Origin of the sequence: Vreelandella vilamensis, assembly GCF_031451755.1 — a bacterium.
GTDB classification, from domain to species: Bacteria; Pseudomonadota; Gammaproteobacteria; order Pseudomonadales; family Halomonadaceae; genus Vreelandella; species Vreelandella vilamensis.
In genome coordinates this window covers 1-21,392 of record NZ_JARWAN010000012.1, presented here as the reverse complement: position 1 = coordinate 21,392, position 21,392 = coordinate 1, and the positions used below count along the sequence as shown (strand labels likewise).

Sequence of the window (21,392 nt, the reverse complement as noted above, 5' to 3'; positions counted from 1 at the left end):
AATAGAGGAAACTCCTATGACTTGCTCGCGTTGGTTTAATACCGCTGCATTAAGCAGTGTGCTTTTCTCATCCGCGCTTCTGAGCGCGCCGGCTTTTGCTCAGGACGATGCCGAGTCCGTGCGTTTTGCGGTACCGGCGTGGCCCGGGGTGACGGTAAAAACAGCGTTGACGGCTCAGCTATTGGAAGCGCTGGGTTACGAGGTTCGTCAGCAGGAGCTTGGCTCCACCATTACCTATGAGGCCATGAATCAAGGTGAGATCGACGTCTTCATGGCCGCGTGGCTGCCCGCGCAGAACGGCATGTACGAAACCGCCATGGAGCGCGGTACGATTGTCGATTTAGGCAATAATGTTGATGGCGCACGCTTAGGCTTTGCCGTACCCACCTACGCTTATGAAGCAGGATTTACCTCGGCTGAGCAGTTCGCCAACGAGGAATTTGCCGAGCGCGTTAACCGCACTATTTACTCGATCGAAGTCGGCTCCGGCATGAGCGATCTACTCAATACGGCCGCCGATAACAATGTTTACGGCTTAAGCGATTGGCGCCTGTCGGAAACCTCCACGCCCGGTATGCTAAGCGCCGCTGCCGATGAGATGAACCGCGGCGAGTGGGTGGTGTTTTCCGGCTGGACACCGCACTGGATGAACATTGAATATGACATTCAGTACTTGGATGACCCCGAAAACCTCTGGGGTGAAGGCGGCGGCGCAAGCGATGTCAAAACCCTTGTGACCAGCGACTTTGCGGAGTCCAACCCGAATGCCACGCGCCTGCTAGACCAAATCATCTTCACCGCTGATGATCAAAGCGCGATGATTTACGGCTTTAGTTACGAAGAGCGCGAGCCGGAAGCCGTTGCCCTTGACTGGATGCGCGATAACACCGAGCAAGTGCAAGCTTTTTTAGACGGTGTGACCACGCGTGATGGCGAGCCTGCCTGGGAAGCCGTAGAGCAGGAGCTTGAACTAAGCGCCGAATGAGCAATGTAGTACTCGTAGTTTAGCACTCGTAGTGTAGTGCTCGTTTCACACGCAACGGCGATAGCCTCTTATAGAAACGCCCCTACCACTTGTAGGGGCGTTTCTGTTATGCTTCCGCGAATAAATTCCCTCGCTTGACGTTTTTTCGATTCAACGGTGAACCCTTCATGGCAAAGCAACAGGAAGCAACGGATCTGCAACGCGCGTTGAAAACCTGTAAAGGCTCATTTGTATCAGTGGGCTTTTTCAGCATGTTCGTCAACCTGCTGATGCTCGTACCGCCTATGTACATGCTCCAGGTATATGACCGCGTTCTTAGTACCCAAAGCGTTGATACGCTTATCATGTTAACGCTTCTAGTAGTGTTTCTTTTTGCCGTGATGGGCGGCTTGGAATTGGTGCGCTCGCGCATGCTGGTACGGGTGGGCAACAAGCTCGATACCACGATTAATGAGCGCCTTTACAGCGCGATGTTTCGCCGTAGTTTGGTCGCGCAAGGCGGGCAAAGTGCGCAACCATTGAACGACCTTACCAGCCTACGCCAGTTTTTGACCGGTAATGGCTTGTTTGCTTTTTTCGATGCTCCTTGGGTGCCGGTGTATCTTGGCGTGCTGTTTCTCTTCCACCCTTGGTTGGGCATTTTTGCCACGTGCGCCGGCATTATTTTGCTTGTGCTCGCCATTGCTAACGAAAAAGCGACCAAAAACCTGCTAGCTGAAGCCAATAGCGAGCACATTCAAGCGCAGAACTTGGCGAACTCCAATTTGCGCAATGCCGAAGTGCTTCATGCGATGGGCATGCTGCCCGGCATTATGGGCCGTTGGTCTAAACGTCACCATGAGTTTCTCTCTAAGCAGTCGCAAGCCAGCGACCGCGCCGGCGCCCTGACAAATACTTCTAAAGTGCTGCGCTTGTTGTTCCAGTCGATGATTTTGGGCCTAGGGGCGTTCTTGGTGCTACGAGGCGACATGACGCCAGGCATGATGATTGCTGGTTCTATCATCATGGGGCGTGCGCTCGCCCCGATTGACCAGATGATTGGCGGCTGGAAAGGCTTCGTCAACGCCCGTGGCGCCTATGACCGCTTAAATGAGCTGTTGACGCAGATCCCGGCAGAGCAAGAGCGCATGCCGCTGCCTGCACCGCAAGGCAATATCAGCGTTGAGGGCGTGGCTGCAGCGCCTCCCGGCTCGCGTATGGCAACCATTCGGGGGATTAATTTCTCGGTAGAGAAAGGCGAGCACATTGGCATCATTGGCCCAAGTGCGGCGGGGAAATCCACGCTAGCGCGTGTGCTGTTGGGTATTTGGCCCTCACAAGTGGGCGAGGTACGCCTGGATGGCGGGGTGATTACCCAATACAACCGCGACGAAATCGGCCCTTACATTGGCTATTTGCCCCAAGATATCGAACTTTTTGACGGCACCGTCAGCGAGAATATTGCCCGTTTTGGCGATGTCGACCCCGAGAAAGTCGTCATCGCCGCGAAAAAAGCCGGCATGCACGAAATGATTCTAGAGCTGCCCAATGGCTACGACACGGTGATTTCCTCAACTAGCGGCGCGCTTTCAGGCGGTCAGCGCCAGCGTGTGGGGCTCGCCCGTGCGCTATACGGCAATCCCGTGTTCGTTGTGTTGGATGAACCTAACGCTAATCTGGATGACGCCGGTGAGCGCGCCTTGGCACAATCCATTGTGCAGCTAAAAGCGGAAGGCACCACGCTCTTTGTGATCAGCCACCGTACCAGCGTGCTGAAAAACATGGATAAATTGTTGGTGATGAAAGAAGGTCAAGTCAGCATGTTCGGCCCGCGTGACGAAGTGCTTGCTCAGTTTGCCAAGAAGCCGCGCGCGCAAGTCAGCCAAAACACCGCGCGCCTATCGGCCATCCCTGGCGGTCGCGGTGAGGAGAACTCGTAATGAGCGACGATCGTCCCAATAGCAGTTCCAATAACAGTTCCAATAACAGTCCCGAAAACACGCGTAACGTCCCCGCGACATCGGAAATTGACGTGACGCCCAAAGGCCCCGCCACCTTTGAAGGCGAGGCGCAAGAGAAGCTGCCAACCAGCGACAAAGGCTACCGTAAACTGGGGTTTGCCATTTTACTCGTGGCGTTTGGTGGCTTTGGCACCTGGGCGGCCACAGCATCGCTTGCCATTGCCGTGGTAGCACCGGGTAGTGTGTCTATTGAGTCATTCAAGCGCACGGTGCAGCACCTAGAAGGCGGCATCGTAGAAGCGCTACACGTAGAAGACGGTGACAAAGTCGGGGCCGGCGACACATTGATGGTGTTAAGCGACACCCAAGCGAGTTCGCAGTTAGAAATCGCTCGCTCACAGTACCTGATCAACCGCGCGATGGAAGCCCGCTTGCTGGCTGAGCAAGAAGGCGCCGAGATGATGACCGTCCCTGAAGACCTGCAAGACGTGGATAACCCCCGCGTTCAGCAGATACTTGCCGTGCAGCAGAGCCTCTTTGTCGCGCGAAAGCAATCGCTGAAGAGCACGCTCGAAGCGCTGGACGAGCAAATTGTACAGATGCGCGAACAGATCGATGGCCTCGAAGAGCGTATTAGCGTTAATCAGCGCCGTATTGCCTCCATGCGCAGTGAAGCCGAGGATTTTCGCTCGTTATTTCAAGAAGGGTTGGGGGATAACCAGCGCCTGCGTGAGCTTGAACGCCAGATTTTGCAGCTTGAAGGCAGCAGCGCAGAGTACCGCTCCAACATCGCACAGCTGAAATCGCAAATCAGTGAAAACCGCCTGGAGCGCGAAATTCAGCAGCAAGAATTCCAGAAAGAAGTCGGCGAGCAGCTGCGTCAAGCGCAATCGCAAATTGCCGAGGCAGAAGAGCGAATTGTCTCGCTGAGTGATCAGGTCGAGCGTACCGTGATCAAAGCACCGGTGTCGGGCACCGTGGTAGGGCTTGAAGTACACACCGAAGGCGCGGTGATTCGCGGTGGTGACAAGATCATGGATATCGTGCCCTCCAATGACGGTTTTGTGGTCGCCGCGCGCATTCCCACCCGCGATATCGATAATATCTTTGTGGGCCAACCTGCCGAGATCCGCTTTAGCGCTTTCAACCAGCGCTTGACCGATGTGATCGACGGTGAGGTGATCCACGTTAGCGCCGACAGCTTCGAAGATGAAGCCACGGGCGAGCAGTACTATCGTGCCCGCGTGCGGGTGACCGAAAAAGGGCGTGAGAAAATGACCGAGCAAATGCAGCTGCTCTCTGGCATGCCCGCTGAAGTGATGATCCGTACCGGCGAGCGTACTTTTGCGAGCTACATCGCCAAACCGATCACCGACATGCTGGCACGCGCCATCCGGGAGGACTGATGCAACGCACGACACGCGCCTGTTTTCGCCTTGTTCCTCTGGCACTGGCCATGGCCATGTCATCACCGCTTTACGCGCAAGACGACGTGCCTGCCGGTGATGACGCCATGGCCGAGTTTGAGTCGCTGGGTGACGCCGGTGTTGCAAAAACACAGTTGCCTTCGCTGCCCGGCCTTTTTGCCCGTGCATTGGACAATGACGCCAAGCTATCGCGCCAGCGCTACGAGCTAGAAGCCACTCGTGAAGAGCGCCCGCTCGCGCGCTCACAGTTGTTGCCCCAAATTAGCGCCAGTGGTGGGTACCTCTGGCAAGATTCCACCAACGTGCAAACCGAACCCGACGACTTCGGGCTCGATCAGCCCGCTCAGCGCCCCGGTGAGTTCGATGAGCATTACTGGCGCCTGCAGCTGCAGCAGCCGCTGTTTAGCCTAGAGCGTTGGCGTAAACTTAGCGTGGCCGATGCGCAAATCAGCGCCGCTGAAATTCAACTTGCCGTCGTCGAGCGCGACCTCGCCCTAAGCGTTAGCGAAGCCTATGTGAAAGCCTATTTAGCCTCGCAGCGATTGGGGCTTTTGACCTCGCAGGAAGAATCGCTGGAACTACAAGTACGTCAAGCCAGCCGCGCCTATGACCTGGGTGTTGGTAATCGCGTTGACCTGCTTGAAGCGCAGTCGCGCCTTGACCAAGCCATTGCCGATGCCGTCGAAGCCGAGAACGAGCTAGATAACGCCCTAAGCGAGCTTGAGCGCTTAACCGGCACGCGCCCTGATATGCGAGGGCTTGCGGTAGGCGAGCTTGCCGAAGTAGCACTGCAACGCGAATGGGGTAAGCCAGCAACGTGGATTGAACGCACCGGGCAGAACCTCAATGTGCAACTCGCGCGTGAAGAGCAAAACGCCACCGAAGCCGACACCAGCACCCGCCGAGCGGGCTACTACCCCGAGCTTAACCTCAACCTAAGCTACTCAGACCGCGAAAGTGACGATCAGCTGCGCAGCAGTGAAGACTACACGGCGACGGTTGAAATGAGCGTGCCGATCTACCGCGGTGGCTACACCAACGCCAGTGTCCGCCAGGGGGAAGCGCGCATCAAAGCCGGTCAGGCCGCCGTGGATAATGAGCGCAATCTCGCCGTGCAAGAAGTCCGCACACGGCTGCGCTCACTTAACGGCGGCATCCGCCGTTTAGAAGCGTTAAAGCAAGCCATTGAGTCCAGCCAGCTTTTCTTAGATGCCGCCGAGCGCGGCGAACAGTTTGGCCTGCGTGACATGGTCGACGTGCTTGATGCCCGCGCCAGCCTTTACGATCAACGCATTAAGTACGTTGATACGCTGGGTAATTACGCCCTCGACCGGCTCGCGCTGCAGTCCGCCGTCGGCGATTTGGAAAGCGATGACCTCGCCGACACCATGCAGCTGCTCGCCTCGATGACGGCGAACGTTAATGTGCCAACGGCTATGGAATAGCAGCCTGTGGCAGCAGACAAAGTCCAGCAAAGCAGTGACTGGCAGCGCCGTGCCATGCGCTGCTTGGATGCGGCTGTTGTCTTTGCTGGTGCCTATGTCGCACTGTGGTTCATGCCCCATGTGGAGAGCACGAATAGCGACTACCTTTTTCTTATACTAATCGGTAGCTTGCTATTCCCCGCGATGGGTGAGTTGTTAAGTCTTTACCAGCCGTGGCGTGGTCGCAGCCTCTATAGCATGTTAGGGGTTTATACCCTGAGCTGGGTAGCGACCATTTTGTTGCTAAGCTTGCTCCTTACACTGCTTCAAAGTGTACATCTCTTTTCACGCGTATGGATGGGCTCGGTAGCAGCTATCGTTTTTGTTATAGGCAATGCCACACGAATAGGTCTTTACCTTTACTTGCGCCACATGCGTGCGTCGGGCCGCAACATCAAACGCATACTTTTGATGGGTCCCACAGAGAATCTTGCACTACTAGAGAGCAATGTGATCAACGCGCCCCATGCTGGCTACGTGGTGTATGAACACTATATCGATGATGGCGATAAGCGCTTTCTGGTCAAGGTGAGGCAGCTTGCTCAGCAGAGCGTTTTTCAGCGCGACTTTGACGAGGTTTGGCTGGGGTACCCGCTTTCCGAGGGGGACCGCGTGCGCCAACTCATGGCGCTGCTCGCTGCAGTTCCCGCCACCGTGCGTTACTTCCCTGAATTGCCCGATATACGCCTGCTTAATCACCGTATTACCCAAGTGGCAGGGCTTTACTCACTGGAGCTCAATTACACACCGCTTAGTGGTTCGATGCGGGTAGTAAAAAACCTGGAAGATCGCCTGTTGGGGTTTTTGTTGTTTGTGCTTTTTTTGCCTGTGATGCTATCGATCGCGCTGGCGATTCGCTGGAAAATGGGCAGTCCCGTGTTGTTTAAGCAAGAGCGCCATGGTTTGGATGGTAAACGCTTTAGAATCTACAAGTTTCGTACCATGAGCCTTCACGAGAGCGGGGGGGCTAAGATTAAGCAAGCCATCTGCGGTGATCCGCGTGTGACAAAACTCGGCCTATTTTTGCGTCGTACCAGCTTTGATGAGCTGCCTCAGCTTTATAACGTTCTACAGGGCAGAATGTCACTCGTTGGCCCACGCCCACATGCGATGGATCATAACGACCACTATAAAGACCATATCAATATCTATATGCAGCGCCACCGCGTCAAACCTGGGATGACGGGTTGGGCGCAGGTCAACGGATTACGCGGTATCACCCAAGACGTGAAGCTGATGCATAAGCGCGTTGAATATGATCTCTATTACATTGATAACTGGTCGCTTGGTTTTGATTTCAAAATATTAGTGATGACGTTAACTCGCGGATTTGTTAACTCTCAACCATAGCGACACACTTAATTATGTCAACAATATGAGGAGTTAAGGTGATTATCCCCGTCATTCTATCCGGCGGCTCAGGGTCACGCTTGTGGCCCGTATCGCGCGAGCGCTACCCAAAGCAGTTCCTCAACCTTCATAAAGATGACATAAGCCTGCTGCAAGAAGCCGCAAAGCGCGTGACAGCACTTAAATATGCTCATGCGCCGATTGTGGTGTGCAACGAAATACATCGGTTTTTGGTCGCCGAACAGCTACATCAAATAGGTCTTGAAAACGCGCGTATTGTGCTTGAGCCCTGTGGGCGCAACACGGCGCCTGCACTGGCGCTAGCCGCTTTGGCTGCTGAACAGATAAAGCCTGGTGCTGAGTTATTGGTCATGCCGGCTGATCACGTCATCGAAGATGAAACGGCATTTATGCAGGCGGTGGAAGCGGGGCGGCAACTGGTTACCGCAGGCAACCTTGTTACCTTTGGCATTACACCTAATACGGCACATACTGGCTATGGCTACATTAAGCTTGGAAAGTGCTTGCAAAGTGGATTTGCCGTTGACGCCTTTGCCGAAAAGCCAGCACTGTCGCAAGCAAAAGCTTACCTGGCCAGCGGTGAGTATCTCTGGAACAGCGGTATCTTTCTCCTAGGTGCTACCGCTTATTTAGACGCATTGCGTGAATTTGCACCCGACATCCTTTTGGTGTGTGAGAAAGCATACGCAGCGGGTACCGAGGATATGGACTTTCTTCGCATTGATGCACCACTGTTTGCTGAATGTCGCAGCGAGTCGATTGATTATGCTGTGATGGAGCACACTCAAAACGCCGCTGTAGTACCCATGGACCCTGGTTGGAGTGATATCGGTGCATGGGATGCGTTGCATGAGCTGAAAGCGGATGAAGGTGAGGCAGGGAATGCGGTACATGGCGATGTGATGTTGCACGATACACGCAATAGTCTAGTCCGTAGCGAGTCGCGCCTGGTAGCGACTGTTGGTATTGAAAATATGATTGTCGTGGAGACGGGAGATGCCGTGCTGGTCGCTGATCGGCGTCGCGCGCAAGATATCAAAGAAATCGTCAACGCCCTCAAAGCCACGGGGCGTAGTGAAAGTCAAACCCATCAGCGTGTTTACCGTCCTTGGGGTTACTATCAAACCATGGTGTTGTCGGATAGCTTTCAAGTGAAAGAGATAGTGGTAAAACCAGGGGCCAAGCTCTCGCTGCAGATGCATCACCATCGGGCCGAACATTGGGTTGTAGTACAAGGCACTGCTAAAGTCACCCAAGGTAAAGGGCATGGTGATACCGAGCAGCTGAGTAGCTTTTTGCTATCAGAAGATGAGTCGACCTATATTCCCTTAGGCACTGTTCACCGCCTGGAAAACCCCGGCGTTATCTCGTTAAAGCTTATCGAAGTGCAAACCGGCTCTTATCTCGGTGAAGATGATATCATGCGCTACAGCGATGACTACGGGCGAAAGTAGTAATGATGGCTGATACATAGGTCGTGTTGAAGATGAACGCCTAAAATGTCACCTGCTGGAGCTAATTCACTGCTTGCTTTAAGCTATTACGCCTTGTTTATCTCGACATTATTAGCAGGCCATTATGCAAGCAGACTCCTTACAACATTTTCGTGATAAGCATGTCGCGATTGTGCATGATTGGCTGGTGGTCAATGGTGGGGCAGAGAAGGTATTGCATGGGCTAGCCGTGGCTTTTCCGCAGGCGGAGATATTCACGTTGGTCAACTTCATGCAGGAAGGCTCAGCGCCGTGGCTGAATAAGCACCGTATCCACACCAGCATGCTACAGCGTCTGCCATTGGCCCGTCGTTTTTATCGGCACTATTTGCCACTTATGCCGTATGCTATCGAGCAATTCGACCTACGCGGCTTTGATCTGGTGATCTCCTCAAGCCACGCTGTGGCTAAAGGGGTGATTACCCACCCCGGCCAGAGACATATCTGCTACTGCCATACGCCGATGCGCTACGCATGGGATATGAAAGAAGCCTATCTACAAGAGGCTAACTTTCGCCTGCCCGGCATGGAAAGTTACGTGCGCAAAACGCTCAAGCGTCTACGCCAGTGGGACTGCTTCACCGCCACTCAGGTAGATCACTTTTTGGCTAACTCCCACAACGTTGCTCGGCGTATCGCTAAATACTACCGCCGCGAAGCGGATGTGCTCTATCCGCCAGTGGATATCGAAGGGTTTGCACTCTATGAAGGACCACGAGAAGACTACTTCCTTGCCGCCTCTCGTTTAGTGCCCTACAAAAGATTGGATATTATCGTCCAAGCGTTTACACAAGATCCGCGAAAGCGCCCGCTTAAAGTTGTGGGTGACGGCCCAGAATTCAAGCGCTTGGCCCGCCTCGCCGCAGGGCACGACCATATCGAACTTTTGGGTTACCTTGAAGGAGGCGCGCTACAAACGCTTATGCAGCGCGCCAGTGCGTTTGTGTTCGCCGCCGATGAAGATTTTGGTATTTTGCCGTTGGAAGCCCAGGCTTGCGGTACACCAGTGATCGCCTACGGCAAAGGCGGCGCATTGGAAACGGTGAAAGGCGAAGAACACGGTGCCAGTGCAACTGGCTTGCATTTTGCCGAGCAGACGTCAGCAAGCCTTCTGCATGCGTTGGCACACTTTGAAACATTAACCTTTAATCCCCGTACATGCCGTCACCATGCTGAGGCGTTTAGCCATCACCAATTTTGGCAACAACTTGACATGCTGCTGTTTCGAACGGGGTTCTCACGTGCTTAAGTCCGTTTTGAAGCGGTGTTTACGCCCTATTTTAAAAAGCCTCCTTGCTTACGCCGCGCTTAGGCGGCTAGGGCAGCGCGTATTGATGCCATTTCCGCGTATTAAAGGGGCCGTCATCCGGCTCATTCAAGCGGGAAAGTATGGCAGTCTCGCGGCAAGCAACCCTATTGAGGGGTACGGGGAGCGCCAGCAGTGCCTCACCGAAGGACTTGAACAGCGTTGGAAGCAAGATATCCAATGAGTAATCTCACGCTATATATTGTTGATGCCAACCAATCACCTGCGTTGATGACGTCAGGAAGCGGCGTGCAAGCTTTAGTTGCTCAGCTGCCGTCAGTTGCTGAGTGTGCTAGCGTCCATGTACTGCTGCTGGGTTGCGATCAAATACAACTGATTAATTGGCACCGCGTACTGTTTCAGTACGGTATAGCGCCTTCTCACTGCCATGCACTGTTGCCTGATAGCGCCGAGATGCTGCACAGCATTGATCCTGCGCTTCTTGGGCAGGTGCAAAAGCATATGGTCGACGCGCTTGCGCCTGCCCGCATTATCGATGTGGCCAGTGCGGCGGTAATTAAGCCCGAGAGCGCAGAAGAGGCCGAGACCGGTCCATTACCTACACTGGCATTTATCTCCCCGCTGCCGCCACAGGCAACCGGCATCGCCAGTTACAGTGCAGAGCTACTCCCATACCTTGCCGAGCACTTTACCATTACTCTGGTGGTCGACCAGCCGGAAGTGGATCCTGAGCTTTCTACCTTTGAGTGCATTGATCCCCTAACCTTCAGTCGGCGCGCCGAGGAGTTTGCCTACACCCTCTATCAGGTGGGTAACTCTCTCTACCACGCTTACCAGTTCGGTCTGCTTAGGCGCCATCCCGGCACGGTGGTGTTACACGACTATTTCCTCTTCGATGCCATCTGGTGGTTAGAGGAGAGCGGGTTACGCACCAATGCGGTGCGTGAGCGACTCTATGCCGATCACGGGTATCCTGCTTTGGTTGACCACGCACGTGCTATTGATGGCGGTCGCGGTGCCGAGCAGTACCCGGTTAGCGGCTTGGTAACGCAATACGCAGGCGGTATTATTTATCACTCTGAGCATGCTCGCACACTGGCGCGCCGCTGGGGGCAAGGCGAACAGTCGCCGACCTATCACATTCCTCACCTACGCAATCTCCCCACGTGCATTAAATGCGCCCGAGCGCGCCAAACGCTCAACATCAGTAAAGATACCTTAGTAATCGCCAGTTTTGGTGGCATTAACCCCAAAAAGCTCACCCATGTGTTGGTGGAGGCCTTCTTTAACGCCGCGCCTGAAAATGCACAACTTGTGCTTGTGGGTGCCCAGCATGGCGGTGAGTATGGTCAGTTGCTTACGCACACTATTAAGCGTCACCCGAAGGGCCAGCGCGTCACGGTCACCGGTTATGCCTCACGCGATACCTACACCGCTTGGCTGCACGCTGCGGATATCGCTGTGCAATTGCGCACCCAATCGCGCGGCGAAACCTCCGGCGCCGTGTTTGATGCTATGGCGCACAGTATTGCTGTGATTGCTAATGCCCACGGCAGTAATGCCGAGCTTCCTGAGCATAGTGTCTACCTTTTGCCCGATCATGGTGAGCCCGCAGCGCTCATTGAGGCGCTGAGCCAAGCGTTGATCGCTTTGAGTCGCGATGCCGCCCGGCGCGAACGGCTTGCCTGTGCGGGGCGAGATCATGTAGCCAGCACGCTGGCTCCGGCGCGTATTGCCGCGCAATATCGCGATGCCATTATTGATGCGCCACGTCGCTCGCCGCGTTACCGCTACGAGCGCTACTTAGACCAACTCGCGACAAACCCTGCGCTACGCCAAGCAGCACGCACGCCGGATAAGGCCAAACGCCTGACATACGTACTCAGTGAAGCCGAGACAACGCCTACTGAAGAGCTGCCGAGGCTGTTGATAGATGTCAGTACCCTCGCGTGGGAAGATTTAAAAACCGGTATCGAGCGCGTTACGCGGCGAGTCTCCGATCACCTGTTGCGTCACCCGCCCAACGGCTGGCGCGTAGAGCTAATCCGCTGGGGTGGGGATGATTTTTATCTCGCCCGGGGGTTTGCCTGCGACCAGCTCGGCCTTGATGCTTCTCCCGGCCCCGATGTCCCTGTAGAAGCACGCCCGGGTGACTACTACGCCTCACTGGAGTGGGCGCCGCCGCTACTTAAACAAGCCGGGCATGTTATGCAGCGCATGCGCGCCAACGGGGTGCGCTTTTATTTCACTGTGCATGACTTGCTGCCGCTCTCATTGCCTGAGTGCTTCCCGGCACACATTCCCGCTACCATGCGGGAATGGTTCAGTGCCATTAGCGAACTTGCCGATGGCATCATGTGCGTTTCGCAACATGTCGCACATACGGTAGAAACCGAGCTAACGGCTCCGCATCGTGAAGGCCAGCACCGCCCCTGGGTGAAGCACTTCCACCTTGGCGCCGATTTTCAGCATCGAGAAACTCCATCGCCGCTGCTAACCAAAGCCGAACGCCAACAGCTCGCGCCGCTTGAGCAGCGCGATGGCCCGGTGCTGTTGATGGTTGGCACCATAGAACCGCGTAAAGGGCACCAACAAGTGCTGGACGCGCTGGAGCGGAGCTGGGCAGACGGCGCGTCGTTTAATTTAGTGGTGGTCGGTAAGCAAGGCTGGGATGTAGAAGCGCTCATCGCTAGGCTCAAGCGCCACCCGGAGCGTCAAAAGCGCCTCTTTTGGTTTACCAACGCTAGCGATGCGTTACTAAACACCCTCTATCAGCGCAGTAATGCTTTGGTAGCGGCTTCTTATGGAGAGGGATTCGGCCTGCCGCTGATTGAGGCTGCCCACCACGGCATTGCCATTTTGGCCCGCGATATTCCCGTCTTTCGTGAAGTGGCGGGCGAATATGCCGACTACTTCAAAGCGGATACTCCCGACGCGCTTGCCACTGCACTTAAACAGTGGGAAAAACGTTGGCAAGGAGGACGCACAGTCTCCTCAAATGGTATGCCATTTCTTAGCTGGTACCAGAGTGCGGAGCAGTGGGCTACCACTATTCTGAACGACCAGCCCAGCACAACCACCAAGGAACCCGTGTAATGCAGATGCTGCGCCGCTTACAGCACCAACTACCGCTGGTGATGCTGCTCACACGACAAGAGCTGATCGACCGCCACAAAAGCTCACTTTTGGGGCGTACCTGGACTCTACTCTCGCCTTTGATCAATATTCTGGTATTTGTGCTGATTTTTTCCACTATTATGGGGGCGCGCCTTGAAGGTTTTGGCGCCGAAGTGGATCAGTATACTTATAGTATTTATCTCATCAGCGGCATTCTCGCCTGGACAGTATTCGCCAAAAGCCTCAGTGCAATAACCAACATATTTATGGATCGCGCGGGAATGATTACCAAGGTCAATGTTTCGCTCAGGGCGCTGCCTTTTGCCCCCTTGTTGTCGGAAGCCATTGTGTACCTGATTGGCATGGCGTTTTTCGCTGTATTTCTGCTGCTCATTGGCTTTCCGATTAGTGAGCTGTGGCTCGGCGTACCGCTGGTGCTAGCGCTACAGCTCGCTTTTACTTATGGTCTTGGGCTACTGCTGGCTGTTTTGGCTGTTTATATCAAGGATATTCGCGAAGCCGTCGCTGTGCTGTTACCTGTGTGGTTCTGGCTTACGCCGATTGTCTACGTGGATGACATTATTCCGCCTTGGGCGCGTGAAGTGATCGCCCTAAATCCCCTCTTCCAGTTTGTCGACGCGTATCGTGCGCTGATTCTCTATCAGCAAATGCCTAATATAGCTGGGCTTGCCGTTATATTAGGGGTAACGCTCACGCTCCTTTATGTCGCGCTTTGGTTGCTCAATCGCACCGAGCGCGACTTGCGCGATAGTCTATAAGATGGCGCTATAACGCGTTCACTGACCAGGGAGCACTGTCGTGATTACCGTTGAACACCTACATAAGTCCTTTAAGCTCTTTGCTAGCCCTCGTGATCGCTTGAAAGAGGCGTTAACCGGTAAAAGTCACCATACACAGCATATGGCCCTGTGTGATGTGAGCTTTGGAGTACAGCCCGGTGAAATCCTAGGCGTGCTAGGACAGAATGGCGCGGGAAAGTCCACTCTACTCAAGCTAATGACCGGCGTTTTGTTGCCCGATAGTGGTCGGATCGATATTCAAGGCCGCGTGACCGGGCTGCTAGAACTTGGAACTGGCTTTAATACAGAGCTGAGCGGCGCTGATAACATCACCGCCAATGCGTTGATGCTAGGAATGAGCCGAGTAGAGATCGAACAGCGCCGCGAAGAAATAATCGCCTTTTCGGAGCTAGGCGATTATATCCACGAGCCGCTTCGCACGTACTCCTCCGGCATGGTAATGCGCCTAGGTTTTGCCATCGCCATTCATGCTGACCCTGCTTGCCTATTGGTTGATGAAGCGCTCTCGGTTGGCGATGGCTACTTTCAGCAAAAATGCATGCAGCGTATCCGCGACTTCAAAGCGCAGGGCGGTACGATATTATTTGTCTCGCATGATTTAAACGCTGTCAAAGTGCTTTGCGACCGCGCCATCGTGTTGGAAGGCGGACATATTGTCGCTAACGATACCCCGGCCACAGCGGTGAACCACTACAACCGCATTATGGCGAAGCAGGCTAGCCAAGAGGCCCAACGCCAGGGTGAAGAAAACGTTGCCTTTGGCACCCAGGAAGTCGTCGTAACCGCTTGCCAGGTGGAGGGCCAAGAAAGCCAAAGCCATATGATTTCCAGCGGTGAGGTGCTAAATATCCATTTGCGCCTGAAAGCCAATGCCACGCTTGAAGACATCGCCTTGGGGATTCTTGTCCGCGACCGTTTCGGTCAAGATGTGTTCGGCCAAAACACGCATCAACATCAACAAAAAATAGCGATGCAGGCGGGGGAGGTGCGCGATGTTTATGTTAGCGTCAAAGCAGATATTGCCGTGGGGAAGTACACGCTTTCCGCAGCGCTCCACCCTAGCGATCACCACCTCTCGCGCTGCTACTGGTGGCATGATCACCTTGCTACCTTTGAAGTGGCCGGTTATCGCGAAAGCAAGTTTTCCGGTATCTGCCGGCTGTCCTGCGAATTCTCTTTTCTGACCCGAGTAGACTAATGCAAGATGCAAAAGAGCAATCCCTTAATACGCTGATCAAGCGATTGCGCGAACAGGCTGCCAGTGAGGAGGCTCAATGCAGTGTACAGGCGGTCATGGCAAACCTGGCAGTCCAGTGGCGTAAGCGCCTAAAACCACTGTGTGAGCCACAACCTCCCACACTGTTTGAACCTAGAGCACCACGACTGGCTGAGCTTCTGTGCGCCCATCGCGATGCCGATACCTTCGTTGAGCGTGCCTACTGGCATTTACTTGGGCGTGAACACGATGAGGAGGGAGGTGCTTACTACCGTAAGTGCGTAAGTCTGCAAGGGCGCCTTCATGCATTAATTACGCTAGCCCAAGCAGAGGAGGCACAGCGTTACTGCCAACAATGCCACATTGCAATCCCGCTTTCTCTATTGCGATTGCAACGCTGGCAGCAGAGGTTTATGCAGCTGCGCCAACCAGGAGCGCGACTGTGGCAAGCTTTCCTGAATTGGCTATGGGAGCGGCAGGCGCCACGTTGGCGCGAGCAGGGTCAGCATTACGAAAGCTTGGCGCGAGCGAGGCACTTTCCTGATGAGCTTTATCTGGTTACTAGCACCCTGCTCGATATGGTCGACGCACTTGAGCATTTGCGGCTCAATGCTCCCAATAATGATGGCGCCTAAATCATGCGACTGCTTGTTACGGCTAACCACACCCCTTTTGTTAACGGCGGAGCTAATTACCACGTAGAGGGCTTGGTGTCTGCGCTACGCCGCTACGGGCATGAGGTTGAGTGCCTACGCTTACCGTTTCACTACGGTGAGAAGCACATAGAGCGCCAGATGGCCTTTGCCGAACAGCTCAACGTGATCGATCCTAATGACGCTCGCGTTGATCGTGTCATCAGTTTGCAATTTCCCGCTTACGGCGTGTGCCACCCAGACCATACCATCTGGCTAATGCACCAGCATCGCGCGTGTTATGAGCTTTACGATCCATCCCAGGCTAGCCCGGCACTCACGGCACTCAAATCTCAAGTTGAAGCATTTGATCAGCGCCATTTACACCAAGCCCGGGGGCTCTTTGCCAACTCGCCGCGCGTCGCCGAGCGGCTGAAGCAGTATAACGGCCTAGAAGCTGAACCGCTTTACCACCCCCCGCATCAAGCAGAGCGTTTCACCTGTGCTGATGATTGGGGGTATATATACTACCCTAGCCGCTTGGAGCCACTTAAACGCCAAGCCTTATTGATCGACGCCATGGCTCTCACGCGCAAGCCGGTACGGCTTATATTAAGCGGTGAAGGTAGCCAGCGCGAGGCACTGGAAGCACTCATTGAGCACCACGACCTAGGAAGCCGAGTGTGTCTTCTTGGTCGTGTAAGTGAAACAGAAAAGCGCACCCTTTATGCCCATGCCCGGGCCATTGCTTTTCCGACCTTTGATGAAGATTACGGTTATATCACCCTTGAAGCGATGCTGTCCGCTAAGCCAGTGATTACCTGTACTGACAGTGGAGGACCTACCGCCTTTGTCCGGCACGGGATAACAGGCTGGGTAGTTGGACCAAGTCCTCTCGCACTCGCGCAAGCGTTAGATGAGGCCTATTCGAATCGCGCCCATACACAGTGGCTTGGTCAACAGGCAAAGGAGGTCTATCACGCTGAGGGCATTTCCTGGCACAACGTTGTCACAAAACTGTTGCATGCCTAGATTTATATTTCCCACTATATTTATCTTTCCCCACTATCGCCCACTTCTAGTAGAGCCCAAAAAAGGGCCAAGATTCAGAGTTGATGTTTTGTCGTCGGCAAACGCGCAGCAAAATGCGTAAGCAGATCAATAAGGTATCAAAAATATATAAAGACATAGCAAGCTAGGCTTGACCTGTCTGCGCATGCTATTACAGTGAGTGCGAGGGGAGAGGTGATATGAACGAGTCTAGGCAGAAATAAATAAGCGCAACTGCCACTTGCATCGTCTCTGTACCTCACCTTATAGTAGTAGTTAGTGACCAGTGTTCGAAAACCTGGTTTCGTGTTTCATTTATGAACCACATGCAACGAGTGATGGTGGCTTATCGTGGTAACAACACCCTGCGCAAGGAGGCGTTCTTGAAGAACGTGTTTGGCAAGCGGTCCTCAAGGTTGCTCGTTTTGGAGCTTAACGTCCTTGGTAATGAGAGCGCGTCTAAAACAACTGTAAATGATCTCGCGCAGTGAATGATGTGACAATCATTGACTAAGTTTTGTGCGTGACATTACATTAGGCACGTTCCACTAGGTGTTGGTAATGTAGGTTGATCAGTTTAAGGCTCGGCCCATTCGCTGATAACCGCATTGCGATGAGGAACCCAACGAATACCTTGAGCGCTCAAGGTGGATAAGAGCCACCTCCCCTTTTAGGTGGTATCTTTTTTAAGCAAGGAGACTATAGTCCCATGGCAACACAAGAGAATTTGAATTTGGCTCAGCAATTATACGTAGCCTATTATGGCCGCCCCGCTGATGCGGAAGGTCTGGAATTCTGGGCAGAAGAAATTGAAGCCAGTGGCGCTGAAGCTGTCGTTAGCGCGTTCGGTAATTCAGCTGAGTACACCGCGCGTTTCGGGGATCTAAGCAATGAGGATCTAGTTAACGGCATCTACCAGCAAGCGTTCAATCGCGATGCTGACGCAGAAGGCCTGGCGTTTTACGTCGAGAAACTGGAAAGCGGTGAGCTGGGTCTGGCTAGCATTGCGCTAACCATCGTTCAAAACGCAACCAATACGGAAGAGCCAGATGCTACTACTCTGGCCACTAAAGTCGCGGCTGCTGACCTCTATACTGCTTCAGCAGGCGATGCGCATTCAGGCACGCAAGCCGATGATTACGCGGCAGAGTTTTTAGCGGATATCGGTGCAGATACTGATCTCGAAACGCTCGATATCGCAGCTGTTGTTGCTGGTATTCCGCAACCGCAAGAGCCGGCTGAGCCAGGCGTTCCGGGTGAAACCTTCAACCTCACTGAAGGTCGCGATGTTCTGACCGGTACCGACAACGACGACACCTTCTTGGGTCTGGTTGGTCAGAACCAAGACGGCGCCATCTCCAACGCATTCGCGACTGGCGATTACGTTGATGGCGGCGCAGGCCGTGACAAGATCGAAGCGTCTGTCATGGAAGATCAGGAAGTAGAGTCCGGCGCCGATGCTGCCGTCAACGCGCGTACCGTGAACGTCGAAGAAGTGTACTTCGAAGCGCTTGACCTTAACGGTGGCGAGTTTGGCGATACCGTGCGTGTTGACGCGGGTCGCATGGACTCCGTTGATCAGTATTGGTCTGACAACAGCAGTGCTGACCTCTTCATCGATGACGTGCGTTTGGGCAGCAAGCTGAGTGTCACCAAAGACGTGACGTTTGGTATGCGTGATGTCGATACCGATTCCAGCCTGACCGCTGCATTCGACACCAACTCGCTAACACGCGAAGGCGACACGCAGTCTAACTCTCAACTGCTGGTACGCGTAGCTGACGTGACAACCGCCACGCCTGAAGCGCCGCTCTCTAACGTTGAGCTGGACATCGGCTTCACCGTGGGTGGCAACGACTTTACGCTAGAAAGCGTGCAGTCTACCGACGGCACCTACCAAGGCTTGCAGGCGGCTGTTGAAGCAGCACTGGACGACCAGGGCTTAGGTAACTATACCGTTGAACTAGCGAACCCGTACAACCAAGTAACGGTTGGCGGCAACGTGGTTAACCTGCCGTTCACTGCTCAGGAAATCCTGGTCACTGATCCGGACGGTAATGAGTTCTCTCAAACCTCGTTCAACTACAACGCGATTGAATCCGTTGATGACGAGTTCCTGGTGGCGGGTAACGCCCAGCCAATCGATCCGGCGACTAGCACGCCGCTGATCGAAACTAACTTGGTGCTCGATAACGCCGGTCGTGGTTCCACAGCGGGCGACGCCATCATCGGTGGCATGTCCAACTCCGGTCAGGCGATTCAGAAGCTGAACCTGGTGGTTGACCGCGATAGCAAGGTGGATGACGTCACCTCAGCGACAGGCTTGTCTGAAGGCGAAGCGACTGCCTACAGTGCCTTTGAGCAGATTGTTGTAACCTCTGGCGAAAACCAAGGTGATCTGAGCATTGGTGGTCTTACGGGTGCCAGCGACATTGATTCCGAAAATCTTATCCCACTAGATGGCATCGGCAACGCCAAGCTATTCGACGCCACGGCGTTTGAAGGCGAGAACCTGAGCGTTACCGGTAGCGCCACGAGCGAAGCCGCTTACGTCTACAACACCGCTGGCAGCAATGACACCATCAATGTGGCTTACGATGTCGTAGATGCGGGTTCCAGCAACTTCTCTCTGAGCCTCGACACAGGTGCAGGTGACGACACTGTTGAACTCGACACTAACATTGTTGAACCCACTGCTTATTCTGCTTTCTTGGATCACCAAGACCTGCAAAACGTCCAGGTGAACACAGGCGCGGGCAGCGACTCTGTGATGATCGGTGACGATGGGTCAGTGGCGAACGTCGACGCCGGTGCAGGCAACGATTTTGTTCAAGTCAGCGACTCGACTGCTGCCAACACCGCGCAGTGGATTTTCAACGCCGACACCACGGGTTCTCCGTCTGGCCCGTTAGGCCAAGGCAACCAGCAGTTCAACGTCTTTAAGGCGAAGCTCCAGGTTGAATTCCAGGGCATCACCTCTGACGTGGTTGATATCGACTACAGCGACTATGTAACCACTAGCCGCAACATCAACGACGCCATCAAAGCGGCGATTGCCAACGACGAACAGCTGAGCCAGCTGCTTGCCGTCAGCGATCTGCGTGAAGAAGGCATCCAGGTGGATTCACTGGTTCATCGTGCGCTTAGCGAAGGCCAGCTGAACGTCGATTTCATCGCCCCGACGTACGACGAAAACACTGACGTTAACACCACGGATTTCGGTGACGACGCAGCCACCCTGTTTGGCGATCGTGCAGGCGTAAGCGAGCAAGAGCTTGAAGCCGCGTGGGAAACGTACTACCCGGATTCCGAAGGCATTAGCCAGGGTAGCGGTACCGGCATCTACAACGGTGTTGGCAACGCTGCTGACGTGTACGACGCATTGTTTGGTGAGCTTGACTACTCCACAGGTAGCAACAACCTGCCGGGTTACAACAAGCAGCAAACCGAAGGTGGTGCCAACACTACTGAGACAACGTTCAACGTTATTGAAGGCGGCTCTGGCGACGACATGATCGTCCTCAGCTCGCGTGAAGCCGGTGGTTTTGACACCGTCGTATTCGAAGGTAACTTCGGCGACGATACTGTCATGAACTTCAACACCGGTACTAACGGTGCTGTAAACACCGCAGCAGACCAGCAGGACTTCACCGCTTACCTGGATGCGACCGCCGCTGGCCGTGGTACTTCCGTGGAAGCTGATGAGCGTGTCAACCAGAAAGTGGGCTACAGCTTCACCAACGGCTTGAATGCCGGCGCGACAGCCAACTTGGCAGCAGACAGCATCGACCATAACGCCGTTGTCATGACCGGTATGAGCGAGCTGTTCACCGACTTCGCTGAAGACGCAGCGGATCGTCCGACCTCGTTCGACGGCATCACCAACGCGATGGTTGAGCGTGCTCTGGGTGAAAACCAGGCATGGGTTGACGAAGCCAACGCTTCTGGCGAAAACCTGGTGGGCTCTACCTTCGTTTTCCGTCTGGCCCACGATCAGCAGATCGAGCTAGACGCTGACGGCGAGCCGCTGGTGGATGACTTCATCGACGCGCAGAAAGAAAACGTCTATAGCGTGACGATTGGCTGGGACGCGGACGCTAACGACGGTGCCGGTGCTTACACCTTTGACGCGAACGAGCGCGGCTCGATCGAGTACGGCGACATGTTCTCGACGCTGGCTGACGTAGAAAGTAAGTCTGTTACAGGTACAGCAGACGCTACCGCGGCAGCGGAAGCGGCAGAAGAAGCTATTCGTGTAGAGCTGGTTGACGAAGCGCCGATCGACCCGATCGACCCGATCGACCCGCCCAATCAGGTCCCGACCATTACGGCCGAGACGTTCGAGGTTGCCGAAGACGCTGCTGATGGCGACGCGGTTGGCACCATTACCGCGAGCGATGCAGACGGTAGCATCACGAGCTTCACTATCGATTCCGGCAATGTCGATGTGGATGGTGACGATACGGCTGCCTTCAGCATTGATAGCAGCAGTGGTGAGATCACGGTTGCGGATGCTGACGATCTGGTGGCAGACGGCGCCAATGACCCGTTCAACCTGAGCGTAACAGTGACCGACAATGAAGGTGCTA

The 21,392-nt window shown here is 54.4% G+C and carries 14 protein-coding genes; all 14 read left to right on the top strand.

The features are described 5' to 3' along the window. Positions 1-16 precede the first annotated feature (16 nt). Entirely contained in the window at positions 17-985 is a 969-nt protein-coding gene (locus QC823_RS08735; RefSeq protein ID WP_309655961.1) for an ABC transporter substrate-binding protein, read from the top strand. A 167-nt stretch (positions 986-1,152) separates the two neighbouring features. Further along, on the top strand, positions 1,153-2,904 hold the full coding sequence (locus tag QC823_RS08730) for a type I secretion system permease/ATPase (RefSeq protein ID WP_309655960.1): 1,752 nt from the start codon (positions 1,153-1,155) through the stop codon (positions 2,902-2,904). Continuing rightward, the gene (locus QC823_RS08725; protein ID WP_309655959.1) at positions 2,904-4,331 is read left to right on the top strand and encodes an HlyD family type I secretion periplasmic adaptor subunit; all 1,428 of its coding nucleotides are present in this window, start codon (positions 2,904-2,906) and stop codon (positions 4,329-4,331) included. The genes QC823_RS08730 and QC823_RS08725 overlap by 1 nt, the downstream gene beginning before the upstream one ends. Then, a complete protein-coding gene (locus tag QC823_RS08720; protein ID WP_309655958.1) occupies positions 4,331-5,797 on the top strand; it encodes a TolC family outer membrane protein in 1,467 nt (488 codons plus the stop codon). The genes QC823_RS08725 and QC823_RS08720 overlap by 1 nt, the downstream gene beginning before the upstream one ends. Before the next feature lie 6 nt (positions 5,798-5,803). Next, positions 5,804-7,186 (top strand): undecaprenyl-phosphate glucose phosphotransferase, encoded by a 1,383-nt coding sequence (locus QC823_RS08715; protein ID WP_309655957.1) that lies wholly within the window; start codon positions 5,804-5,806, stop codon positions 7,184-7,186. Positions 7,187-7,224: 38 nt separating this feature from the next. Beyond that, entirely contained in the window at positions 7,225-8,661 is a 1,437-nt protein-coding gene (locus QC823_RS08710) for a mannose-1-phosphate guanylyltransferase/mannose-6-phosphate isomerase (RefSeq protein ID WP_309655956.1), read from the top strand. Between the two features lie 124 nt (positions 8,662-8,785). Next, positions 8,786-9,949 carry a glycosyltransferase gene (locus QC823_RS08705; protein ID WP_309655955.1) on the top strand — a complete coding sequence of 388 codons (1,164 nt, stop codon included), beginning with the start codon at positions 8,786-8,788 and terminating at the stop codon, positions 9,947-9,949. Between the two features lie 85 nt (positions 9,950-10,034). Further along, a complete protein-coding gene (locus QC823_RS08700) occupies positions 10,035-10,190 on the top strand; it encodes a hypothetical protein (protein ID WP_309655954.1) in 156 nt (51 codons plus the stop codon). Beyond that, on the top strand, positions 10,187-13,063 hold the full coding sequence (locus QC823_RS08695) for a glycosyltransferase (protein ID WP_309655953.1): 2,877 nt from the start codon (positions 10,187-10,189) through the stop codon (positions 13,061-13,063). The genes QC823_RS08700 and QC823_RS08695 overlap by 4 nt, the downstream gene beginning before the upstream one ends. Further along, complete coding sequence (locus QC823_RS08690; protein WP_309655952.1) at positions 13,063-13,863, top strand: ABC transporter permease; 801 nt, start codon at positions 13,063-13,065, stop codon at positions 13,861-13,863. Before QC823_RS08695 ends, QC823_RS08690 begins: the two co-directional genes overlap by 1 nt. 40 nt (positions 13,864-13,903) lie before the next feature. Beyond that, complete coding sequence (locus tag QC823_RS08685) at positions 13,904-15,103, top strand: ABC transporter ATP-binding protein (RefSeq protein ID WP_309655951.1); 1,200 nt, start codon at positions 13,904-13,906, stop codon at positions 15,101-15,103. Beyond that, positions 15,103-15,756 (top strand): hypothetical protein, encoded by a 654-nt coding sequence (locus QC823_RS08680; RefSeq protein WP_309655950.1) that lies wholly within the window; start codon positions 15,103-15,105, stop codon positions 15,754-15,756. Before QC823_RS08685 ends, QC823_RS08680 begins: the two co-directional genes overlap by 1 nt. Positions 15,757-15,759: 3 nt before the next feature. Continuing rightward, the gene (locus tag QC823_RS08675; protein ID WP_309655949.1) at positions 15,760-16,785 is read left to right on the top strand and encodes a glycosyltransferase family 4 protein; all 1,026 of its coding nucleotides are present in this window, start codon (positions 15,760-15,762) and stop codon (positions 16,783-16,785) included. Positions 16,786-17,512: 727 nt separating this feature from the next. Further along, positions 17,513-21,392: DUF4214 domain-containing protein (locus QC823_RS08670; protein WP_309655948.1), on the top strand; the 3,880-nt coding region annotated here is incomplete at its 3' end.